Origin of the sequence: Streptosporangium sp. NPDC000509 (genome assembly GCF_042898365.1) — a bacterium.
Classification (GTDB): domain Bacteria; phylum Actinomycetota; class Actinomycetes; order Streptosporangiales; family Streptosporangiaceae; genus Streptosporangium.
Window position 1 is genome coordinate 14,440 of the sequence record NZ_JBIAYX010000004.1, and the last position, 21,375, is coordinate 35,814.

Below are 21,375 nucleotides of genomic sequence, written 5' to 3' on the forward strand. Positions count from 1 at the left end.
CGCGCCTAGTTCATCCGGCTGGACGAGCCTCCCGTGTCCCGGCAGCGGAGCAGGCCGAGTTCGGTCAGGTCGTCGAACCACAGCCAGCCCGCCTCCCTGGCGATCCGCACCGCCTCGACGCGCGTGCGGGCGTCGACCTTGTTGAGGATCCGTGCCAGGTAGTTGCGTACCGTCCCGCCGGACAGGCAGAGACGGTCGGCGATCTCCCCGACCGGCGCCCCCTCGGCCGCAGCCTGCAGGACCTCCAGTTCGCGTGCGGTGAGCGGGTTTCTCTTCGCGTTGAGTGCGGCGACGGCCAGCTCGGGGTCGACGACCCGCTCGCCGGCGGCCACGCGGCGTACGCAGTCGGCGAGCTGGTCCGCGGGGGCGTCCTTGACGACGAAGCCGCGCGCCCCGGCGTCCAGCGCCCGGCACAGCGCGGCCGGGGTCGCGAGCCCGGTCAGGATCACCGTCCCGCACTCGGGAAGCCGGCGGTGCAACTCCGCCGTCGCGGTGAGGCCGTCGGTGCCCGGCAGGCCGATGTCGACGAGCGCGATGTCCGGGCGGTGCAGCAGGCAGGAGCGGACCACCTCGTCACCGTGACCGACCTCGGCGACGACCTTGATGTCACTCTCCGTGGAGAGCAGGGCGACCATGGCTCCCCGGACGAGATGCATGTCCTCGGCGATCAGGACACTGATCATGAATCGTCTCCCCTTGCTGCATCGCGCGCTCTCACCCGGCCCGGGGACACTACCCAAGGAAGTCGGGTGACTACCGCAAGTCCGAGTTAAACACGAAACAGGGGGCGTTGAACCGTGATTCGCGCAGGTAGGAGACTTCAGCGCGCGGAAAATAGGGGTAGGCGGTCATCGAGTGCGCTCTCAAAAAGTACGCGCTACCCGTACGAAACGACCTAAAAGGCCGTAAGAATCAGGGACAAAAAGCGGTGCACCCCCTTCCCAGGAGCGGTCGGTTTCGTGTTCGCCGGACGCCGGACCCCGATTCCGGGGAAGGGCTTTCGACTGCGGTCCGTTACCGGAACGCCGCCGCGCCGGACGCGGTCGGACCGAGACGCCCCCGATGGACGCGGTCAGACCGGCGCACCCCGCTGTGCGCGTTCAGACCGGCGCCGCGGCCTCGTGATGTTCCAGCAGGACGTCGGTCAGCAGGTAACCGCCGTGGATCAGGTGGGCCAGCGGGCGGGTGCGCAGTTCCCGGTAGTGATCGGCGATCCGGACCGCCGCCGCGGCCGGAGTGGCGGCACTCGTCCACAGCGGCCTGTCCCGTTCCTCGGAGACGGGGACGATCCACCAGAAACGGCACGCGTCGTCCAGGCGGGCGACCAGGCCGTAGTAGACGGAGATGACGACCTTTCCTGACGGCAGGCGGTGGACGTCCGCCGGGATGTTGTGGGATCGGGCCAGCAGGGCCGCCAGCTCACGAGCCCGGAGTTCGACTGAGGGGCACTCAACGTCTTCTGGGGTTCTGTGATCAACGGTCACGCTGGCGAGAGTAAAGATCCAGAGGCTCCCGCCTCAACGATGTTGCGTGATGTTGCGAGTCCGCTCCTCGCGAAGAATCGCCCATCACGAGACCGCACCGCTCAAAGGGGCGTCTCGCGGGCATCGTTCTCACGAAACTCCGCTCCTGATGGCGCTTCACCTCTCGCGGAACGCACTCGCCGCGGTTCGCAGCAGTGCGCGGGCCTCCTTCCCGTACACCGCGGCGCCGCTCAGCGCCTGGAACGCCTTCTCGTACACGACCACGTCGCCCGGCGCCTTGTGCTGGATCTGACCCGGCACGGTGTCGACGCGGACGCGGTTGGCGTCGTATATCCAGAAGTTCTCCGGTGGCATGAGCGGCGGCCTGATCGTCGCGGGGACGATACCGAAGGACACGTTCGCGGTGCCGGAGGTCAGGTCCGCCAGCCGGTCGAGTTGGGCGACCATCTGCTCGGGGCCGACCAGTGGCATGCGGAGCGCCTGTTCCCCGACGACGAACGCGAACCGCTTGCTCCCGTTGCGCAGGATCTCCTGCTGTTTCAGCCTCGCCGCGACCGCGGCGTCGATGTCGTCGGGGATGCCTCGGAAGTCGATGACGGCGCGCAGGTGACCGCGGGCGTAGTCGCCGGTCTGGAGCAGGCCGGGGACGGCCGAGTGCTGCCAGACGCGGAACTGGTGGGTCTTGTCGTACAACGGCTGGAACGAGCGCTGGACGTGGCCGAGGCCGCTCTCCTCCAGGCGGCGCCACTCGGTGTACATCGCGTCGATGTTCTGGGCGGCCGCGATGAGGTCGACCACCTGCTCGTCCGCGTCACAGGCCTCGCACCAGGTGCGGATGTCCGCCTGGTTGGGCATCTGGACCGCGTTCTCGATCTTGGAGATCTTGGTGTGGTCCAGGCCGGTCTTCGCCGCCAGCGCTCGCCCCGTCAGTCCGGCGTCGGCGCGGAGCGCCCTGAGCCTGGCGGCGAGAATGCCTTTGGCCTCGTCGATGCGTGCTGTGGAGGTCGCCATCTCCATCACCTTGTCACCGCGAAGGGTTACTGCTCCGACAGTACGGCGGATGTTGCGATCTGTCTCAAATGTTGCAAATAGTTGCGAAGAGTCGCGAGCACGCTCCCATCAAAACCCGACATCCGTCACCGACGACCGGAGTCCCCGGATCGGACTGCCAAGATCAGCCGAGCGTGAACGTCCTGGCGCGGATACGGCGCCGGCTGGAAGGGTGGCCCTCATGATGGAGGACTTGCGGGACGCCGAGCGCCGGCTCCAGGCCGCGCAGCTCGCTGGAGATGTCGAGGCGCTGGATCGGCTGCTGGATGATCGGCTGATCTTTACCTTCGGTGCGAACGTTGCGACCAAGGCGGACGACCTGGAGCTGCACCGCACTCGGACGCAGGTGATGACGAGGGTGGCCGAAGAGGAGTTGACCGTGCTCGCCGATGGACACACCGGGGTGACGTGGTTTCTCGGCACCGTCGAAGGGACCGTCTCCGGTACGCCGTTCGCGGCCAGGATGCGCTACACCCGTACTTGGCTCTACAGCGAGACGCACGGCTGGCGAATCATCGCCGTGCACGCCGGCACGACCGATTGACATAGCCGACACGTTGTCCGACGACCGGCCGGCCGGATGGTCGTCGGCGAGGTTCGACCGCCCCCCGACTCCGGGCCTTCATGGCCCAGGCCCCTTGGTTCGGCCGCGTCTCTCCGTGGAACACTTCCCGGCGGTCCGGGTCAGGATTGTCGGGCACAAGCCTTACGGTAGGGCGCGTGCCAGAGACGAACCACGAGATCACGCTCGACTCGGCCCTCACCGAGGAGGCCGTGCTCTCGACCTACCGCCGCATGTTCGCGGCGCTCGCCCGCGACAGCGGCGCGGTGGTGGACGACCCCGCGCTGGTCGACATCGCCGAGACGCTGTTCGCGGCGTTCGCCGAGGCGGGCGAGGAGTGGCTGACCCACGAGCAGATGCGCCACGTCTGCCGGGCCTACCCGCTCGACCGGTTCGAGAACCGGCTCAGGGTCCTGCGCGGCCTCGGCGCGATCCGGGAGGTGTTCCCCAAACCCAACCAGCTCCGCTACCGCGCGTCGTTCACCAGCGTGGTGGGGCTGATGTTCATCCGCCGGATGATGGACGACGGCGGCCAGTCGGAGATGCACCGCCTGCTCGCCCTCGAAGACCTCAACGTGGCCGACCCCCGCACGACGATGGAGGAGGCTCGCGCCAGCGCGCAGAATCTGTCGCGCGCCTTCCGGCTGTGGGCGCTGGAGCTGATCACGCTGACCGGCGGCACCATCGAGGAGCTGCGCGAGCAGGCGCCCAAGCTGTGGGGCACCGAGGAGATCGCCAGGCGGGCGCAGAGCCTGCACGGCACCATCCTCACCCGCTGGCCCGACCTCGACCGCACCTGCACCGAGCTGCGCGCCGCGATCTACTCCTACAGTGACGCCTCGCGCCGTGCCGCCGGGCGCCTGGCCGACTCGGCGGGCACGACGAGAAATCTGACGTTGCTTCCCGCGGAGACCTGGCGCACCTTCGCGCAGACCGCGAGCAAGGAGCGTCTGGCCTCCGTGCTCGACGGCTTCGTCTTCGACGCCCCCGCCCCCTGGCACGACCCGGCGGCGATCGTCAGGGCGGTGGACGAGAGCCCTCGCCCGGCACCCGCCCAGCCCACTCCCCCGCGTTCGGCCCTGCCCGACCCCGGCACCGCCGACACCCACGACCCCGGCACAGGCGGCCTCGACCACCTGGCCGCGGTGGCCGAGGCCGCGCTCGCCGGGCGCTCCACCGCCCGTCTGGAGGAGCTGCTCACCGCCGACGGCGAGTGGGTCTCCGCTCGCAGGCTGCTCGCCGACCTCGTCTCGGCCGACCTGCGTCCCGACTCCCCGTACCGCCTGCGCTGGTCCGACGGCCTCACCGCCGACCCCGGCGGCGAGCCCGCCTGGCTCTCCCACGGCCATCTCGAAAGGACCGGCGGTGCCGACTGATCCGCGACACACGTCGCCCACGACGTCTCCCGCACGCGACCGGGTGGTCGCCACCGGGGCGGCGCACGAGCGGGCGGCGGGATCGGCCGACGCCGAGCCGTCCGGGATGGCGCATGTCCGTGCCAGGGCGGGCGGACCTCTCACACTCGCGGCGGGGGAGGCGGCTCCCGCCGGGATGGCGCGGCTGGGACGCGGCGACGGCACGGGGCTCGCGCTGCCGGTCTGGCCCGACGGGGCGACTCCGTCGCTCCTGGAGGAATACCAGGTCGCGCCGGTCGCGGTGGAACGATCCGGGGAGACCCGGCGGGTGCTGGCCGCGGCCCTGCGATGCTGTTGGACCGATCTCGCCTCCGGCCCCTGGCCGGGGACCCCGGCCAGGGTGGACGACGTGCTGTCGGCGTACCGTGCGCTGATCGGGCGCGGCGACGACCTCATGCGCAACTGGGCGGTCGGCGCGCTGCGCCGCCTGCACGACTCGGCCTGGCTGGAGGTCGCCGACGGGCTGGTACGGCTCGGCCCCCGGTGCGCCTCCTGGCCCGCGGCGTCCCACGCCCAACTGCGGGAGTTGATGCGCCGCCTGCCCACGGGTGAGGAGGTTCCCGGCGGCCTGGAGGTGCTTCCTGTCGCGGAGTCCCTTGACGACGCGGAGGCGGGAGCCGCTGTCACGATCCCCGAGGAGGTCGACGAGGATCTGCTCGGTCCGTTCGACGAGCGGCGCAGGGCCGAGGTCGTGGCGGCGTTCATGGCGGTGGAGCACGCGGCCGAACCGGTGCACGAGGCCCGTTTTCCCGCGCTGCGCGACCCGGTGCTGCGCCGTACGCTCGCCGAGATGCTGGAGCGTCGCGGCCGGGTCCTGATCCACGACCGCGACGCGTGGATCTCGGGTTACACGCCCGAGACGCTCGCGGGAACGGGGACGGGAGCAGGCTCGGGAACGGGAACAGGCTCGGGCTCGGCTCTGGGTGAGTCCGAGCGGGCGGTTCTGGTCCTCGTGCTGATCCACTCGGTGGCGATCCCGCGGGCCGACGGCCTGCTGCCCGCCGACAGCTGGCTCTCGCCGTTCCCCGCCCAGGTCGACGAGCTTCGGCGGCACACCAGGTTGCCGATCGGCGAGCTGGACGCCGCGCTGCGCACCCTGCGTCACGCGGGTCTGGTGACCCAGGTGAAGGCGGGCGAGGAGGCGGGGGGTTACGTGCCGGGGCCGCAGTTCCACCGGCTCACCCCGCAGGCCAGGCGCCACCTGCAGGAGGAGCTGATCCTCGCGGCGGGGCCGCACACCCCGCTGGCCGCGGCCGTACGGGCCAACCGGCGGTGAGCGGACCCGATGACGGAGTGCCGGGGTCCCGCCGGGCCGACCGCCTGGCGGGTGTGAGGTGGCCCTCTCTCATGACGAGCCGAAGCCGGGACGAGGTCCCGGAGATCCGGTGCTCCGGGCGCCGGAAGCCGGATGGAAGAAAGGAACGACGGGGTTGACCGAGCAGCGGAACCAGGCCGCGAAGAGCTCGCGCGAAAGCCGAGCCGGGGGCGCGGAAACCCGCGCCGACACGGCCGGGGCCGAAAACGCCCAGGCTGCAACCTCCCAGGGCGAGGTCACCGGAGCCACCCGCGCCAGGAAGGTCGGGGCGGAGGGCACTCGGAGCGAGGATGTCAAGGACTCCCGGGGGGAGAGCAGCGGGAAGACCCGGACGGAGGGCACTCGGAGCGAGGAGGTCAAGGACTCCCGGGGGGAGAGCGGCAGGAGGAATCGGGCAAAGAGCACTCTGAGCGGGGAGGTCACGGTCTCCCAGGGGGAGGGCGGCGGAAAGGCCCGGCGGAGCGGGGAGAGTGGAGGCTCCGGGGACACGGGCGGGACGCAGGCGACCCTGGTCCCCGTGGAGCCGGCCCGCGCCACCGCCCCGAGCGAGAACGTGGTGGGCGACCGGGTGCTGATCGCCGTGCAGCCGGTCAACATCTCGCGGCTCTCGACCCATCCGGTGCCGACCGTTCCCGGCACGCTGATCGTGGTCGCGGGCGCGGGACCGAAGGACTCCAACGGCGCGGGCAAGTCGTCGTTCATCGCGATGATCACCGCGCTGCTCGGAGACGAGCAGTGGCGTTTCGCCTCGGGCGCGAAGGCGGTCTCCGAGCTGCTGTTCAACGCCGAACTCGCGGCGGGAGGGGGTGGCCGCACGTGGGCCAGCGCCGACCACGGCTACATCGTCGGCGTTTTCGCACCGGCCGACTCCGTGCACACCGGACGCAACGGCTCCTCGCGGAGTGGTCCCGTCCGCAGCGGCTCCGGCCACACCGTTGCCGGAAGCGCCGACCCCGTGGACGACACCGGTCCCGCGAACGGCGACTCCCCGGGCATCGGCCACCCGAACGCCGGCTCCCCCGACCACGCCTCCCTGGACGACGCGGTGACCGTGTGGCTGCGGGTCAACCAGGAGGCCCCGCACCTGGAGATCCGCTGGATCCAGGGGGTGCACCTGGCGGTGGCGGCCTCGGAGGCGGAGCGGGTGACGCGAGCCGACGCGCTGTGGGCGACGCTGCCCCGCTCGGCGGGACGCCGCGACGTGGTGGCACGTGATCTGACCAGGTTCCTGTACGGCGACCGCGTCAGGTGCGTGTCGTTCCTGTCGACCTCGGTGCGCAGCAAGGTCGCCACCAACCTGCTCTCCCAGCCGCTCAACGAGATCTCCCCCGAGCGGGTCTTCGAGGCGATCGCCGCGTTGACCGGCCTGGACGCCGAGCTCGACCAGGAGCGGGAGGCCCGCCGCGACGAGCACGCCAGGCGGGTGCGGGCGACGCGGGCCGTTGAGCTGCTGCGGGAGTTCGAGGCCGAGTCCCACACGCTCCTGGAGACCTTCGACAGGCGTGACCGTGCCCGCGTCCGACTGGCCGGCGCGCTGCGCTGCTGGCGGGGGCGGCTGGCGCGCAGGCTCGCCGACGCCGGGCAGCGGGACGAGGCGCTCGCGGCCGAGCTGGAGCGGGTCCACGCGGCGGGCGCGCGTGCCACCGAGGCGATCGGTGAGGTCAGGGCCGAGATCGCCACGCTCAAGGACGACACGCTGGAGCGCGGGCTGGCCGAGGCCCGCAGGGAGCTGAGCGCGCTGCAGGCACGCGCGGCGAAGCTGGACGCCGACCGCGCGGTGGCGGAGAACTCGGTCGACGAGCTGCGCGGCTGGATCCCCGGTCTTGAGGAGCAGCGCCGCCTGGCCGACGGGCGCGACGTGACGACGGCCGGTGCGGAGCTGACCGAGGCGAGGACGCGGCTGAACGAGGCGCTGAAAGCGCTGGGCGTGGCCGACCGGGAGGCCGAGGGGGCGAAGGCCGCGCTGGACGACGCCGAGGGCGGCCCGGCGGCGGCCCAGCTCAACGCGCTCGCCGAGGCGGGGGTCGGCGCGACCGGCCTGCTCGACGCGATCGACGTCGCCGAGCAGGCGCGCGACGAGGAGGGTGCGCCGGGCCGGGACGGCCGGGTGGGGCCCGCGCTGGGAGCCCGCGGATGGCCGCACGAGCACACGGTCGTCGTCGACGCGGCCGACCTGGAGGCGGCGGCGCGGGCGCTGGACGCGCTGCCGGGGTCCGTGCTGGTCAGTGCGGCGGGCGTCACCGTGGTGGGATCGTTCGAGGTGGCCGTCACCGGCAGGGAGGCCCGCATCAAGGCGGCCGAGCAGCGGCTGCACCGGGCGCGCGACGCGCAGGAGAGCGCGGCGGCGGTCGTGCGGGCCGCCGAGGACGCCGTGGCCGAGGCGGGCAGGAGGCTTGAGGGGGCGAAGGCGTCCGTGCAGCTGGCCGACATCGAGCGGCGGCTCGCCGAGCGCAGGGGCGCGCTCACCGAGCTGTCCGAGGCGCTGGCCACGATCGCGCCGAAGGTCGACGAGGCCGAGCGCCGGGCGAGCGCCCTGGACTTCCGCGCCCGTACGAGAAGCATGGAGATCGAGCGTCTGGAGGGGCGCAGGGCCAGGTACGAGTCCGACCGTGACCAGGCCGCGGAACAGGCGGCGAGGATCGCCGCCGACCGCGACGCGCTCGGGCTGGACGCCCTGGCCGGCGACTGGGGCGGCACCCTCGACGGAGCCCGCGAGTGGTTGAGCGCCCTGGAGGAGCAGGAGCGTCCGCTCACCTCCGAGGAGTGGTGGCGGGCCGCCGAGCGCCACCTGGACGAGGCGCTGCGCGACACCTTCCCCGCCTTCCCCGGCGAGGACGAGGAGATGCCCGAGGAACTGCGCTTCCTGGTCGGCGAACGGACCGCGCCCGGTGCCGGGCGCACCGCCCGCGAGCAGGCGACGTTCCCCGGCGTGTGCTCCACGCTCGCCTCCTACCTGCGCGGCCAGGAGGAGTACGAGCGGCATCGGCGCCGCCAGATCGAGACGCAGATCGTCACCCGGCAACGCGACCTGACGGCCGCGGCCAGGGGTGCCGAGGAGGCCGCCCAGTCCACCGCCGTACACCGGGCCGCGCTGACCGCCGCGATCAAGGCGCGGCTGATCCGGGTGGCCGAGGAGTTCGACAAACTCGACACCTCCTACGGTGGTTACGGCGCGACGCTGGAGTTTCCCGTGCCGCCCGCGCCCGCCGACCCCGAGCAGCGCTGGGCGTGGCGGGTGACGCCCAAGTGGCGCAGGGGCGAGGGGCAGGGCTTCGTGCCGTACAACCGGCGGGCCAACACCGCGCTGATGGACGAGAAGGCGGTGAAGCTGGTCTGCGCGGCGGCGATCGCGTCCTCGGGAGGCGGGCACCTGTGCCTGGTCCTCGACGAGCTGGGCCGCAACCTCGGCAAGGAGCATCGCAGGGAGGCGGTGGCGCTGTTCCGCAGGATCGGCGAGACGTACGGGATCACGGTGATCGGCGCGCTGCAGGACGACATGGAGCCCTACGCCGTCGACGCCTGCGGACAGTACGTCAAGCTGCGCCGATCCTCCGATGCCATGCCGTACAACGAGCCGCCGGTCGTCATCGGCCACGACCTGCACGCCGAACGGGTGCGCGCCCTGGCCTCCGCGGTGAGCAGGTGAGCGTCCCGCGGCCGCGGTCGCGGCGCGGACGCGCGCCGCGACCGAGGACCACCCGCCGGAGGCCGGGGCCGCCGAGCGGGGACGGTCGCCCCGACCGTCCCCGCTCGGCGTCAGGTGGTGTCAGGCGGCGAGCCGCATGTGTTCGTACGCCCATTCCTCGAAGGTCGTGAGCGGGATGCCGAAGGCCCGCGCGTACTCGGGACGGGCGGGCTGCTCGACCGTGTTGAGGAACTCGTGGGAGGAGACGCCCGCCCACGGCATTCCGGCTGCGACCGCCTCCTCCATGGTCATGTCGGGCGCGGTCACCTCGGTTCCCAGGGTGCGGGAGAGGACGGCGGCGACCTCGGCCATCGTCAGATAGTCGCCGGCCAGCTCCAGTTCGACCTTGTGGAAGCGTTCCGGCTCGGCGATGGCCGCGGCGGCGGTCGTGCCGACGTCGGCGGCCGCGACGAGGGAGAGCCGGGTGCCGGGCTTCAGCACGGTCGCGAGGCCGCCCTCGATGCCGCGCGGGAACAGGTACGCCAGGGACGGGAGGAAGTTCTCCATGAAGAAGCCCGGTTTGATGATCGTCCAGTGCGTGAAGCCCGCCTCACGCACCCGGTCCTGGGCGCCGGACTTGGCGGCGAAGCCGGGCTCAAGCATCGCCCAGCGGCCCTCGGCCCAGCCGGGGGTCTCCACGTGCTGCCCCGCGCCGGTGACGGAGGTGTGCACGAACTGCGGCACGTCCGCGGCCAGCGCTCCCTCGACCAGGTTGACGGCCTGGGCCAGCTCGCCCTCGAAGTCGAAGGCGTCTCCCTTCAGCGCGGGCATCTGCATCGAGAAGACGGCCCGTGCTCCTCGCGCGGCTCTGACCAGGGAGTCTCGGTCGTCGAGGTCGCCGGTGACCAGTTCGGCGCCGAGCGCCTCGACCGCCCGCGCCCGGTCGGTCGTGGGGTCGCGGACCAGCGCCCGGACGGGAACGCCGTTCGCGAGCAGGGCGCGGGTGGTGGCGCCCCCCTGCCGTCCGGTGGCGCCGGTGACCAGGACGGGTGCGGGATTGGTGGGCATGAGGCCTCTCCTCGGATGATCGCCGATTAAACGGCGGACCCCGCCGTTTATATTCGAGTAAGATACGGCGGACCCCGCCACTTAGCAAATGTTGAGGTGAGACCATGCCCGTCAAGCGGGCGGACGCCCGGCGCAACTACGCGCGCCTGCTCGCCGTGGCCGAGGAGGCGGTCGCCACGTACGGCGCCGACGCGTCCCTGGAGGAGATCGCCCGCACCGCGGGGGTCGGATCCGCCACCGTGCGCCGCCACTTCCCCAGCCGCCACGCACTGCTGCAGGCGGTCTTCCGCGAGCGGGTCGAGGCCCTGTGCGCCCGTGCCCGCGCGTTGACCGAGAGAACCGACACCCGGGCCGCACTGCTGGAGTGGCTGCGCGCCGTCACCGCGGACGCCGCGACCATCCGAGGGCTGGCCATCGCACTGACCCGCGAACGGGCGGCCGGTCCCGACGTGGCGCCCGAGAACTGCTGCTCGGCGCAACTCACCGAGGCGGGCGCCCCCCTGGCGCGCCGCGCCGCGGACGACGGCGCCCTCGCACCGGGCGTGACCATCACCGACCTGCTCAACCTGATCACCGGCATCGCCCTGGCCACCGAGCACCACCCGGACCCCGCCACCGAGGCGGACCGGCTGTTCGCCCTCACCGTGGCGGGGGTGAGCCCTCCTCGGCGGTGAGCGCCACGCCCCGGAGTGAACGCCGGCGTGTGGTCACGGGCGAAGTCGGCGATGCGTGCGCCACAGGGCGTTCATCAGATACCTCCGTGGAGCCCCCTCCTTCAGGCGGGGGAGGAAGAGGATGTCAAGCTGTTTTCTCCGGAGCGCGGGCCGTTCGGGCGCTGCTCACCGGTCCAGACAGTCCCCGTTCCGGGGCGATTCTGTGCCCTTCTGTGTCCTTCCGCTGTCACGTGGGAGGGCTCACGATGCTGCGCATCGTGAGCTCCACGCCCTGGAGGGAGAGGAAGACGCGCACGGAGCCCAGTTCGGAGGTTCGGGAGACGTGCGTCCCGCCGCAGGGGATGCTCGCCTCCCCCTCGGGCAGTGAGCAACGCCACGTCCGCCGCCCCGACAGGGACGGGGACGGGCTGTCGACCGTGACCGGCGCGTCGGCCGCGATCCACTCCATGAGCTGCTCGTCGATCCGCCGGGTGAGGTCGCCGAGGTCGAGGTCCCCCGCTTCGAAACCCTTCCTCCGCAGGGACTTGCCCAGGCGGTAGACGTCGCTGCTGCCGTGTTCCACGATCCGCGACTCGGCGATCGCCGCCTGGTCGAAGTCGGGACGGCCGAGCGAGTCGGGCTTCACCTCCTTGCGCCACCGGTCGGCCAGTGCCGCGTTGAGCGCCAGGGCGGTGAGGTGGCACGCGGTGTGCCCGGCGGAGAGCGCCGAGCGGTACGCCTCGTCGACGGCCAGCACGACGGGTCCGGCGTCCTTGGTGACCGGCTGCTCCAGCACGTGCACCACGAGCCAGTCCCAGCCGTCGGCACCGCGTCGCACCGGGATCTCCTCCCCCAGATAGAGCAGCTCGCCGTCCGACGCGCCGGTCACGCAGTCGAGGACCGGCAGCCCGTTCACGGTCCCCCGGTCAGCGGGCTGGTCAGGCCAGGTGTGATCCAGGGGATGGAAGGGAGTCTCCGCCGTCACCACCCCGTAGCCACCGTCCAGCGGTGTGGCCGAGACCACTCGCGAAACTCCGTGCACGTCGCCGTGCGGATAGGTGACCTGGGTGTCCATGACTGATCCGTGACTCCAATCGTTCCGTGTCGTCCCCCGATTCGTGAGGACCGCGCCGGACACGATAGGGCCTCGCGGTCCCCTCGATCCGGGCTCCGAGCACAGGCGGTCTTCGCGGCAGCGGCACGGACGAGGCGGGCGGCGCGCGGATGATCCGCCGGGCCGTCGTTTCCAAGTGAATTACAAGATCGTGCACCTAGGGTCACCGGCGTGCGAGCGGTGATTGTCGTGGGTGTTCTCATCGCGGCTCTGAGTGGCTGCGCGTTGGAAGGCGAGGAGCGGATGACGGGTACGGCCGATGCCGGGCGAGAGACCACCGCGGAGCGGCAGGCCGGGGCGGGGCAGGTTGAGGCCGGAGTGCTCAAGGGGCGGGTCGTCGACGCGGCGGGCAGGCCCGTCGCGGGCGCGGAGATCGTCGCCGACAACCGGCTGCTGTATGACAGCAACCTGGTCGTGACGACCGACAAGGACGGCCGCTACCGAGTGAGCAGCGACGTCGCCGCGGCCACCTTCCGGGTGACCGGCACCGTGACCCGCCGCTTCGAGGGCCGCGCCTACACGATGGACCTGACCCCCCACGACGACGCCTCCTTCGCCGGTGCGGACGGCGCGATCCGCGACTTCACCTGGCGGCTCACCGGGGAGCGCTCCGACGGGCTGGGGTTCTACGGCGGCATGGTCCTCTTCCACCTGGAGTCCTACGACCCGCAGAACCCGCAGGCCTTCCTGCAGGACGAGGACGTCACGCTCACCCTGACTCCGCAGGGACCCTTGATCGACGGCTCGGCCGGCGAGGTCATCACCCGCCGGGCCGAGCGCGGCGGCGACGGCTCAGGACTGCTGGACGTGCCCATCGGCCGCTACCGGATCACCGCCGAGCATCTCGGGCACCCCCTGAAGATCCGGATTCGCGACACCGGCGAGTACGGCGAGGCCGTCGTCGCCGACTTCGAGCGCCTCCTGACCACCGTCCACCGGATCCAGCTCGACCTCAAGCCTTGACGAGGCGCCCAAGGCGCCGGGCGCATGGCCGAGAGGCGAAGGTCGCGCTGGAGGACGCCGAGGGTGGCCCGGCGGCGGCCCGGCTCAACGCGCCCGCCGAGGCGGACCGGCTGTCCGCCCTCACCGTGGGAGCCCTCCTCAGCGGTGAGCGCCACGCTCCTGCGGCGGGTTCCCTTGCCCCTCTCCGACGGCCGCGAAGGACACCGTCGAGTGCCTGGTTCGGCTGGGATTGCATGCTCGTTCCATTGACGAGATCTTGTGGGGTAGCCGATCCCCTCAGGAGACGACATGCTGCCCCTTCACATGCGCCGCCAGGAGTTTCACCCCGATCCCGAACTCGCCACCGCCCGCGAGGAACCCGGCCTGCGGCGTGTTCCCACGCCCTACGGCCAGGATGCCTGGCTGGTCACCCGTTACGACGACGTGCGCACCGTGCTCAGGAACGCCGAACTGTTCAGCTACGCCAGCGGCATCAACCTGCCGCCCATGAGTGAGGAGCAGGCCAAACGTATCCGCGCGGGCGCGCTGCTGATGATGGATCCGCCCGACCACACCCGGTTACGCCGCATGCTGACCCCCGAGTTCACGATGCGCCGTATCCGTCGTCTGGAGCCCCGGGTCCGCGAGATCGTCGCCGACCATCTGGACGCGATGGAGCGTACCGGCGCGCCGGCCGATCTCGTCTCCCAGTTCGCCACCCCGATCCCCTCGCTGGTCATCTGCGAACTGCTCGGGGTGCCCTATGAGGACCGAGACGCCTTCCAGGCCCTCAGCGTCGTGATCCTCGACTTCAACCGCTCGCCCGAGGAGCGCGGGAGGGCGCAGATGGAGTTGACCGCCTACATGACCGGGCTGGTCGGGCGGGCGCGGACCGAGCCGGGCGAGGACCTGATCGGCATGCTGGTCCGCGAGCACGGCGATGACCTCACGACCGACGAACTGGTCGGCATCGGCGGGTTGTTGCTGGTCGCCGGGCACGAGACGACGGCCAACATGATCGGCCTGGGCACGCTGGCGTTGCTGCGACACCCCGACCAGCTCGACCTGTTCCGCGAGGACCCCGGCAGGGCCGGCGGCCTGGTCGAGGAGCTGCTGCGCTGGCTGACGATCGTCCACCAGGGCGCCACCAAGGTGGCCGTGGCCGACACCGAGATCAGCGGCGTGCCGATCGCGAAGGGCGACGTCGTGGTGGTCTCCCTGCCCGCCGCCAACCGCGACCCGGCGCTGACCGAGGACCCGGAGCGGCTCGACATCCAACGGCCCGACCTGGCCCACGTCGCATTCGGTTACGGCGCGCACCACTGTATCGGGGCTCCGCTGGCCCGGATGGAGATGCGCATCGCGTTCTCCGCCCTGTTCGAGCGTTTCCCCGGGCTGCGCGAGGCGGGCGAGCCGGAGTTTCGTTCGTTCAACGTCGTGTACGGCCTGTCGGCGTTCCCCGTCGCCTGGTGATCCACCGTCCCGGGAGCGCCGGTGACGGTTGACCCGCCGGGCGGCAAGGGTTCGGGCGGCACGGACACCCACCGCCCGCGCTCGGCGAAGCTGCCGGTCCTCATGGACCTGTACGGGCGGCACGGACACCCGCCGCCCGCGCCCTCTGTTATCAGGGGTTATCCGAACGTCTTCCCGGGCAGCACGCGGCCATGCGTGGACGATCGATTGCTCACAGATGGGGCGTGGTGCTCGACGCACCCGACGCACAGGCACTCGCGCGGTTCTACGCGCGCCTTCTCGACTGGAGGATCACCAAGGACGAAGGCGACTGGGTCACGGTCGCAGCGGCCGACGAGGGGGCGTATCTGGCGTTCCAGACATCCGCCGACTACGTACGCCCGGTCTGGCCGTCCGCCGACGGCTCGCAGCAGATGATGATGCACCTCGACCTGGAGGTCGGCGACCTTCACGACGCGGTCGCCCACGCGCTTGAGGAGGGCGCGACACTCGCCGCCTACCAACCGCAGGACGACGTCCGGGTCCTTCTCGATCCCGCCGGGCACCCGTTCTGTCTCTACACGGACGGGTGAAGAACCGCCCGGGGAACGACGCCGGTGAACACCGGCATGCCGGTGTTCACCCAGGAACCTCCGGCACGGAGCGGACGAGGCGGCCTCTCCCGGAAAGTGAACGGGACAGCGCCTTCGCCTCGTCAGCGAAACGGCACGTCCGATCATCGGGCCCGGCCAGTGGCCCGTCTCCGAACGTCGACCGGATATCACGACCGGGTGACCGGCTCTCTTCGGGTCTGGTTTCCCCGGCAAGGTCGTGTGACGGACCACTAGTTGTTCTTACCGTTCCCCTGGTTCCCCTGGTTGCCCTGGTTGTTCCCCTGGCCTTTGCCACGCTGTGCCGGATTCCGGTACTTGTTCGGGTTCGCCTTCTTCGCGACGGGCCCGGACGTGTCGATCCTGGGAGCCTCGGTGGCCGTCCTGGGGGCGACCTCGGTCCGTCCTGCGCGGCGAGACATGACGGTGGAACGCCGTTCGTCGAGCACCTGCCGTGTCTTCGAGGGCTCCGGGGTCTCTGTGGTCTCCGGGGTCTTCGAGGGCTCCGGGGTACGGGAGGGTTGCGGCGTCGTGACGGAGGCGGCGCTGGAGGGCGCGACCCGCTCAGGGCCGCCCGCCCCGCTCGTCCCCGCACCGCGCCATTCGGCGGTGACGGCGGCGGCGACGATGATGCCGACGGCCAGGGCCGCGACACCCGCCGCCAGGTGCCGACGTTCGGTGTTCCGCTGACGCACCGGGGTGTTCCGGGCGTCCTCACGGGCGCGGCCCCCCGTGGAACGGCGACCGGCGCCCTCGCGAAGGTGCCGATCCGTGTGACGGTCGGCGTCCTCGCGGAGGTACTGCCCCGTGGAACGCAGGTCGGCCTCGGACCGGCCGGTGGGCCCCTGGTCGAGGGTCGGCTCCGCGACGCGAGCGGAGAGGAGAGGTGCGGCGGCGCTGCCCGCCTCCCGCTCCCAGAGCGTGGCCACCTCCTCCAGCTGTGTCCTGGCACGGGCGATGTCGGTGCGCCGGGCGGGATCCTTTTCGAGCAGGCCGGTGATGACGGGCGCCAGGGGGCCGGCGTTCCGGAACGGTTCGGGGTCGGCCGTCAGTACGGCGGCGAGGGTGGCGAGTGCGGTGCCTCGTCCGAACGCGGAACGGCCCTCAACGGCGGCGTACAGGGTGGCTCCGAAGGACCACAGGTCGCTTTCCGCGTTCGATTCGAGACCGGCGGCACGCTCGGGGGCGATGTAGGCGGGCGTGCCCACCACCATTCCCACACTGGTGAGCGACACATCCTCGTCGACGGCGATGGCGAGCCCGAAGTCGGTCAGGATCGCGTGCCCGTCATCGGTGAACAGGATGTTGGCGGGTTTGACGTCGCGGTGTGTGATGCCGACCTCGTGGGCGGCCTCCAGCGCCGACAGCACCTCCAGCCCGATGCGCGCGGCGGTGGGAGCGAGCAGAGGTCCCTCCTCCGCGAGGATCTCGGCGAGGTTGCGTGAGCGCACGAGCTGCATCACGATCCACAGGCAGTCGTCGTCGGCCCGCACCACGTCGTACACCGCGGCGATGTTGGGGTGGCTCAGCCGCGCGGCCAGGCGAGCCTCCCGCATGGTCCGCTCCAGCAGGACCTCACGCTCCGGGGCGGTCAGGTGGTCCGGGATCGTGACCTCCTTGACCGCGACCTCACGATCGAGCAGCTCGTCGTGGGCCTGCCACACCGTGGCCATGCCGCCTTTGCCCAGCCCTGCCACGAGGCGGTACCGCCCAGCCAGTAACCACCCCTCGTGCCGTGAGGAAGATGAAGAAGCCATGGGGCATGCCTACCCGATGATTGATCCCGCATGTCACGGTTATCACCGCATCCGATGCCGACCGGTTATCGGATCGTCCTCCAAGGCGCCCTCGGCACTCCGTGTCATCTCGCGGCTCTCCCAGGCCCAGGCCACGATCTCGACCCGGTTGCGCACACCGAGCTTGACCATGATGCCCGAGACGTACCCCTTCACCGTGCTCAGCGAGATGAACAACCCGTCGGCGATCTCCTGGTTGGTGTGTCCCCTGCCGATCGCCCGGACGATCTCGGTCTCCCGCGCGGTCAGGGGCCGCGCGGGCACGCGGATCTCGGTTCGGGCTCCGCGGTCGGCGAGGTGGTGCAGCAGTCGCAGCGTGATGGACGGTGAGATGAGCGCGTCGCCGGTGTACGCGGCCCGCACGGCCTCGACCAGCAGGCGCGGGCCCGCGTCCTTCAGCACGAATCCGGCCGCGCCGCAGCGCAGTGCGCCGTGGACGTACTCGTCCAGGTCGAACGTGGTGACCATCACCACCTTGGTCGGGGCCTCTGCCAGGGTACGGGCGACCTCGATCCCGTCGAGGCGGGGCATCTGGATGTCCACCAGGCACACGTCCGGACGTGTCCTGCGGGCCTGCTCGATCGTTTCGACACCGTCGCCGGCCTCGGCGACCACGGTGATGTCCGGCTGGTCTTCGAGAATGGTCCGCAGGCTGGCCCGGATCATCGCCTGGTCGTCGGCGAGCAGCACCCGGATGGTCATCCGCGCCCCCTGCCCGGCCCGGGCGGTGTCATCCCCCTGACGGACATGAACGGCACCGTACGGCACCGACGCCCTCCGGCAGGTGCGGGCGGTGTCATCGGTGCTCGCCGAGCTCGTCGAGCCGTTCGCGGCCCGCGGCCCGTTCGCGGCCCCCGGCGTCGGGAGCGGCGGCAAGACCGGCGTCGCGCAGGAGACCGACCGCGCGACGGGTGGCGGCCAGGGCCTCCGAGCCCGCCGTTTCGATGTCGGCGAGGGAGTCGGTCGCCTTCTCCGGGTGCCTGGCGGTGACGAGCTGGGCGGCCTGGGCCTGGAGCACGATGCTGGTGACATGGTGGGCGACGACGTCGTGCAGCTCTCTGGCCAGTTCAAGGCGTTCGGCACGCCGTATCCGCTCGGCGACGGTACGCCGCCGGACGGCGAGCAGCCGCAGACCGGTCCCGGTCACCACGGCGGCGAGCCAGAGCAGACCGTTCAGCACCGGCACGGCCGAGCCCGGGTTGGCGAGAAAACCACTCGCCACCACGGCCAGACCCCCGGCGCCCACCGCGCAGGCCGCGCGGACGGGCAGTGTCCTGACCGCGGAGCCGACGAGCACCGCGAGCCCCAGGGACGCGGCGGGACTGGGTTCCGCGGGCAGGTGGACGAGGCGGGTGGCGAGGACGGCGAGCGCGGCCACGGCCAGACCGGCGACGGCGATCCACAGCGGGTCGCGGCGGCGCATCAGGGCGAGCGCGCACACCGAGGCCGCGACCACCGCGCCGAACGGCGAGTGCTCGGCGCCCCAGCTGTCGGCGATCTGGTACGCCTGGAAGGCCACGGCGACCGCGAACACGACGCCGAGCCCGGCGTCGGCCGCCGTCTTGAACCGATCGGGAACACGCACGGCGTTCAGGCTAGGCGAGGCACCCCGCCGGCCAGTACCGGCCGAAAGTACGGTCCTTTCCCTGCTTTCCGCCGATATGGGAGCGAGCTCGGGTCCGCAGGATGGGGTCCCATGCCACCCGAAACCCTTCCCCCGACGCCGGAGGCCACCGGACAGGGACACCCCATGACGACCTCCTCCGGCCGGTCGCGGGTCGTCGCGCTCGACGTGCTGCGCGGGTTCGCCCTGTGCGGAATCCTGCTCGCCAACGTCAAGCCGATCGCCCACATGATCCACACCACGGACGCCATGCGGCCGGTGGTGACGGCTGGTCAGGACGACTCCTGGCTGGGGCTGGGCCTCTTCGTCGACCAACGCTTCTTCCCGATCTTCTCCGTGCTGTTCGGCGTCGGCTTCTCGCTGCTGCTGGACTCCGCGGGACGCCACGCCCCGCACCCCCGGGTGCTCCTGCTGCGTCGGCTCCTGGTCCTGCTCGCCGTGGGCCTGGCGCACATGTTCCTGCTGTGGCGGGGCGACATTCTCACCGTCTACGCCGTCGTCGGCCTGGTGGTGCTGCTGCCCTCGACCTGGTTGCCGCGCCGGGCCGTCGCCGGGCTCGCCGCCGTCCTCGTCGCGACGCCGTTGATCCTGGGCGGCAACGGGGTGCCGCTGGTGCCGGGACTGTTCCTGCTGGGCTCGGCGCTGACCCGGTACGGCGTGATCGACCGGCTGGAGCGCTCGGCGCGTGTCCCGGCCGCGCTCGCCCTGCTCTTCGCGGCGGGAGCGGTGCCCGCCGTGTGGCTGCAGGTCGGGACGCGGGCCGACGAGGCGTACTTCAACACCTGGTTCGGCCTCGCCGGACTGCTGATGGCGGGCGGATACGTGTGTGTGCTGCTGCTCGCGCTCAAGACGCCGTTCCGGCCGGTGCTGCTGAGGGTCTTCTCGCCGCTGGGCCGGATGGCGCTGACCAACTACCTGTCGGCCACGCTCCTCGTCCTGGGGGCCGCCCACCTCGTCGGCGGCTCGCCGGACGACTGGTCATCGGCGACGGTGCTCCTGATCTCGGGAGCCGTTCTCGTCCCCCAGTGGCTGGTGTCCACGCTCTGGTTGCGCCGCTACCGCCAGGGCCCGCTGGAGTGGCTCTGGCGCTGGGCCACCTGGGCCCGGCGTCCGCCCCTGCGCCGCACCCCCTGACCGGTCCACCGGGCGCGTCCGGTGTTTCCTGCCGGCCGGGACGAACGCGGCGAGGCGTGCCGCGACGGGTTGCCCGAGAAGGATCCCGAGGAGGGCCAGCGCCAGCCCGCAGAGCTGTCGCGCGGTGAGCACCTCCGCGGCGATCACCGTGCCGAGCAGCACCCCGGTCACCGGGTTCAGCAGCCCGACGAGTCCCACCGTTCCCGCCGTCAGGTGTCGCAGTCCGGCGAACCAGGCGACGAAGGCGAGAGCCGTCGCGACGACGCTGAGATAGACGAACCAGAGGGTCTCGGGTCCGTCCAGGCTCGGCGGGGCGCCCTCCACCGCGACGGCGAAGGGCAGCAGGACGAGACCTCCGGCGACGAGCTGCCACGAGGTCGAGGAAAGCACGTCGACCTCGGTGCTCCACCTCTTGGTCAGCACGTATCCGAACGACGACATCACCATGGCCGCGACGGACGCGAGAACGCCGAGGGGGTCGACGGCGGTCGCACCGGTGAGCAGCATGAGGCAGACCCCCGCGATGCCGACGCCGGCTCCGGCCAGGTGCAGGACCCGCGGGCGCTCCGAGAGCAGTGACCAGGCCAGGAGCATCATCACGATGGGCGACGTCGCCATGATCGTCGAGGCGATGCTCGTCGGGAGCAACTGGGCCGCCAGGTAGACGAGCGCGAAGAACGCGCTCATGTTGAGAGTCCCGAGGACCAGGGACTTCCACCACCACGCCCCCCGGGGAAGCCTCCTGCCGATGAGGAGGAGCAGCAGTCCCGCGGGCAGCGCCCTGATGACCGCCCCGTACAGCGGATAGCCGGGCGGGAGGAACTGGTGGGTGACGAAGTAGGTCGTCCCCCACGCGATCGGCGCCATCGCCGTGACCGACGTCCAGCGGAAATTAGCTTCCATGGAAGACAATATAGCTTCCCTGGAAGCTACACTCCGGACATGAGCGAACCCCTGGACCACGTGGCCCGCATCCAGCAGGAATGGGCCCGCGAGCGGCCGGACCTGGATGTGAGCCCGCAGGGGGTGATCGGGCGCCTGCACCGCCTCGCCGGACACCTCACCGAACAACTCTGTGTCGTCTACCGGCGCTACGGGCTCGGCGAGGGAGAGTTCGACGTCCTCGCCACCCTGCGACGCGGCGGACCGCCCTTCGAGCGCGCCCCCGGAGAGCTCGCCGCCTTCACCATGGTCACCACCGGCGCGATGACCAAACGCATCGACCGGCTCGAACGCGACGGACTGGTCACCCGCCGCCCGAGCGAGAGCGACGGCCGCGGACGGGTGGTCGCACTCACCGACGCCGGCAGAGAACTGATCGACCGGGCGTTCGCCGAGCACATGCGCAACGAACGCCGCCTCCTCGACGAGCTGGCCCCCGAGGAGGCCGCGCACCTCGAGTCACTGCTCACCACCTGGCTGGCCCGCTTCGAGGCCCCGCTCCGGACAGACGTCTGAACCGATCGCGGGCGGACGAGAGCGGACCCCGCTCCGAAGAGCGAACCCCGTACTGTGCCGTCGTCGGGCGCG

The 21,375-nt window shown here is 71.5% G+C and carries 18 protein-coding genes and 1 pseudogene; 10 read left to right on the forward strand and 9 right to left on the reverse strand.

The genetic code is table 11. The annotated features are described in order from the left end of the window. Nucleotides 1-5: 5 nt before the first annotated feature. The 3 genes from ACFY3D_RS08840 to ACFY3D_RS08850 all read right to left on the reverse strand — a co-directional run bounded on the left by ACFY3D_RS08840 (nt 6) and on the right by ACFY3D_RS08850 (nt 2,495). On the reverse strand, nt 6-683 hold the full coding sequence (locus ACFY3D_RS08840) for a response regulator transcription factor (RefSeq protein ID WP_350944124.1): 678 nt from the start codon (nt 681-683) through the stop codon (nt 6-8). A 417-nt stretch (nt 684-1,100) separates the two neighbouring features. Beyond that, entirely contained in the window at nt 1,101-1,484 is a 384-nt protein-coding gene (locus ACFY3D_RS08845; RefSeq protein ID WP_362900599.1) for a hypothetical protein, read from the reverse strand. A gap of 156 nt (nt 1,485-1,640) precedes the next feature. Continuing rightward, on the reverse strand, nt 1,641-2,495 hold the full coding sequence (locus ACFY3D_RS08850) for a helix-turn-helix transcriptional regulator (protein ID WP_362900597.1): 855 nt from the start codon (nt 2,493-2,495) through the stop codon (nt 1,641-1,643). 220 nt (nt 2,496-2,715) lie between these two features. Here ACFY3D_RS08850 and ACFY3D_RS08855 point away from each other — a divergent pair, with 220 nt between their 5' ends. The 4 genes from ACFY3D_RS08855 to ACFY3D_RS08870 all read left to right on the forward strand — a co-directional run bounded on the left by ACFY3D_RS08855 (nt 2,716) and on the right by ACFY3D_RS08870 (nt 9,472). Beyond that, nucleotides 2,716-3,078 carry a nuclear transport factor 2 family protein gene (locus ACFY3D_RS08855; RefSeq protein ID WP_389772811.1) on the forward strand — a complete coding sequence of 121 codons (363 nt, stop codon included), beginning with the start codon at nt 2,716-2,718 and terminating at the stop codon, nt 3,076-3,078. 176 nt (nt 3,079-3,254) lie between these two features. Then, nucleotides 3,255-4,472 (forward strand): hypothetical protein, encoded by a 1,218-nt coding sequence (locus tag ACFY3D_RS08860; protein ID WP_389976666.1) that lies wholly within the window; start codon nt 3,255-3,257, stop codon nt 4,470-4,472. Then, complete coding sequence (locus tag ACFY3D_RS08865) at nt 4,462-5,787, forward strand: hypothetical protein (protein WP_389976669.1); 1,326 nt, start codon at nt 4,462-4,464, stop codon at nt 5,785-5,787. Before ACFY3D_RS08860 ends, ACFY3D_RS08865 begins: the two co-directional genes overlap by 11 nt. 154 nt (nt 5,788-5,941) lie before the next feature. Next, a complete protein-coding gene (locus ACFY3D_RS08870; protein WP_389976672.1) occupies nt 5,942-9,472 on the forward strand; it encodes a chromosome partitioning protein ParA in 3,531 nt (1,176 codons plus the stop codon). Between the two features lie 120 nt (nt 9,473-9,592). Here the strand turns inward: ACFY3D_RS08870 and ACFY3D_RS08875 are convergent, their stop codons facing one another. Continuing rightward, nucleotides 9,593-10,519 carry an NmrA/HSCARG family protein gene (locus tag ACFY3D_RS08875; RefSeq protein ID WP_389976675.1) on the reverse strand — a complete coding sequence of 309 codons (927 nt, stop codon included), beginning with the start codon at nt 10,517-10,519 and terminating at the stop codon, nt 9,593-9,595. A gap of 104 nt (nt 10,520-10,623) precedes the next feature. Between ACFY3D_RS08875 and ACFY3D_RS08880 the strand changes: the two genes are divergently transcribed. Next, complete coding sequence (locus tag ACFY3D_RS08880) at nt 10,624-11,193, forward strand: TetR/AcrR family transcriptional regulator (RefSeq protein WP_350944141.1); 570 nt, start codon at nt 10,624-10,626, stop codon at nt 11,191-11,193. A 226-nt stretch (nt 11,194-11,419) separates the two neighbouring features. Here the strand turns inward: ACFY3D_RS08880 and ACFY3D_RS08885 are convergent, their stop codons facing one another. Next, nucleotides 11,420-12,247, reverse strand: a complete 828-nt coding sequence (locus tag ACFY3D_RS08885; protein WP_389976679.1) for a metal-dependent hydrolase — start codon at nt 12,245-12,247, stop codon at nt 11,420-11,422. A gap of 210 nt (nt 12,248-12,457) precedes the next feature. Between ACFY3D_RS08885 and ACFY3D_RS08890 the strand changes: the two genes are divergently transcribed. From ACFY3D_RS08890 to ACFY3D_RS08900, 3 genes are all read left to right on the forward strand, one after another. After that, entirely contained in the window at nt 12,458-13,249 is a 792-nt protein-coding gene (locus ACFY3D_RS08890) for a carboxypeptidase-like regulatory domain-containing protein (protein ID WP_389976682.1), read from the forward strand. A 288-nt stretch (nt 13,250-13,537) separates the two neighbouring features. Then, a complete protein-coding gene (locus tag ACFY3D_RS08895) occupies nt 13,538-14,701 on the forward strand; it encodes a cytochrome P450 (protein WP_389976685.1) in 1,164 nt (387 codons plus the stop codon). A gap of 224 nt (nt 14,702-14,925) precedes the next feature. Continuing rightward, the gene (locus tag ACFY3D_RS08900) at nt 14,926-15,273 is read left to right on the forward strand and encodes a VOC family protein (protein WP_389976688.1); all 348 of its coding nucleotides are present in this window, start codon (nt 14,926-14,928) and stop codon (nt 15,271-15,273) included. Between the two features lie 251 nt (nt 15,274-15,524). Here ACFY3D_RS08900 and ACFY3D_RS08905 read toward each other — a convergent pair whose 3' ends face one another. From ACFY3D_RS08905 to ACFY3D_RS08915, 3 genes are all read right to left on the reverse strand, one after another. Continuing rightward, the gene (locus ACFY3D_RS08905; RefSeq protein ID WP_389976690.1) at nt 15,525-17,048 is read right to left on the reverse strand and encodes a serine/threonine-protein kinase; all 1,524 of its coding nucleotides are present in this window, start codon (nt 17,046-17,048) and stop codon (nt 15,525-15,527) included. 42 nt (nt 17,049-17,090) lie between these two features. Next, nucleotides 17,091-17,789: a response regulator gene (locus ACFY3D_RS08910; RefSeq protein WP_389976693.1), complete on the reverse strand. Its 699-nt coding sequence runs from the start codon at nt 17,787-17,789 to the stop codon at nt 17,091-17,093. A gap of 94 nt (nt 17,790-17,883) precedes the next feature. Continuing rightward, nucleotides 17,884-18,672, reverse strand: coding sequence for a histidine kinase (locus ACFY3D_RS08915; protein ID WP_389976696.1), 789 nt, complete (start codon nt 18,670-18,672; stop codon nt 17,884-17,886). A gap of 165 nt (nt 18,673-18,837) precedes the next feature. Between ACFY3D_RS08915 and ACFY3D_RS08920 the strand changes: the two genes are divergently transcribed. Further along, nucleotides 18,838-19,845: a DUF418 domain-containing protein gene (locus ACFY3D_RS08920; protein WP_389976699.1), complete on the forward strand. Its 1,008-nt coding sequence runs from the start codon at nt 18,838-18,840 to the stop codon at nt 19,843-19,845. Nucleotides 19,846-19,932: 87 nt separating this feature from the next. On the opposite strand, the pseudogene ACFY3D_RS08925 reads toward ACFY3D_RS08920, so the two are convergent. After that, nucleotides 19,933-20,748, reverse strand: a pseudogene (locus tag ACFY3D_RS08925) (EamA family transporter); the annotation flags it as partial. Nucleotides 20,749-20,787: 39 nt separating this feature from the next. Here ACFY3D_RS08925 and ACFY3D_RS08930 point away from each other — a divergent pair. Then, entirely contained in the window at nt 20,788-21,303 is a 516-nt protein-coding gene (locus tag ACFY3D_RS08930) for a MarR family winged helix-turn-helix transcriptional regulator (RefSeq protein ID WP_389976702.1), read from the forward strand. Nucleotides 21,304-21,375 lie beyond the last annotated feature (72 nt).

Excerpts from the sequence above, each read along its gene's own strand:
- ACFY3D_RS08840 (WP_350944124.1), bottom strand. The coding sequence starts at position 683 with ATGATCAGTGTCCTGATCGCCGAGGACATGCATCTCGTCCGGGGAGCC.
- ACFY3D_RS08850 (WP_362900597.1), bottom strand. The coding sequence starts at position 2,495 with ATGGCGACCTCCACAGCACGCATCGACGAGGCCAAAGGCATTCTCGCC.
- ACFY3D_RS08855 (WP_389772811.1), top strand. The coding sequence starts at position 2,716 with ATGATGGAGGACTTGCGGGACGCCGAGCGCCGGCTCCAGGCCGCGCAG.
- ACFY3D_RS08875 (WP_389976675.1), bottom strand. The coding sequence starts at position 10,519 with ATGCCCACCAATCCCGCACCCGTCCTGGTCACCGGCGCCACCGGACGG.
- ACFY3D_RS08880 (WP_350944141.1), top strand. The coding sequence starts at position 10,624 with ATGCCCGTCAAGCGGGCGGACGCCCGGCGCAACTACGCGCGCCTGCTC.
- ACFY3D_RS08885 (WP_389976679.1), bottom strand. The coding sequence starts at position 12,247 with ATGGACACCCAGGTCACCTATCCGCACGGCGACGTGCACGGAGTTTCG.
- ACFY3D_RS08895 (WP_389976685.1), top strand. The coding sequence starts at position 13,538 with ATGCTGCCCCTTCACATGCGCCGCCAGGAGTTTCACCCCGATCCCGAA.
- ACFY3D_RS08905 (WP_389976690.1), bottom strand. The coding sequence starts at position 17,048 with ATGGCTTCTTCATCTTCCTCACGGCACGAGGGGTGGTTACTGGCTGGG.
- ACFY3D_RS08910 (WP_389976693.1), bottom strand. The coding sequence starts at position 17,789 with ATGACCATCCGGGTGCTGCTCGCCGACGACCAGGCGATGATCCGGGCC.
- ACFY3D_RS08920 (WP_389976699.1), top strand. The coding sequence starts at position 18,838 with ATGACGACCTCCTCCGGCCGGTCGCGGGTCGTCGCGCTCGACGTGCTG.
- ACFY3D_RS08930 (WP_389976702.1), top strand. The coding sequence starts at position 20,788 with ATGAGCGAACCCCTGGACCACGTGGCCCGCATCCAGCAGGAATGGGCC.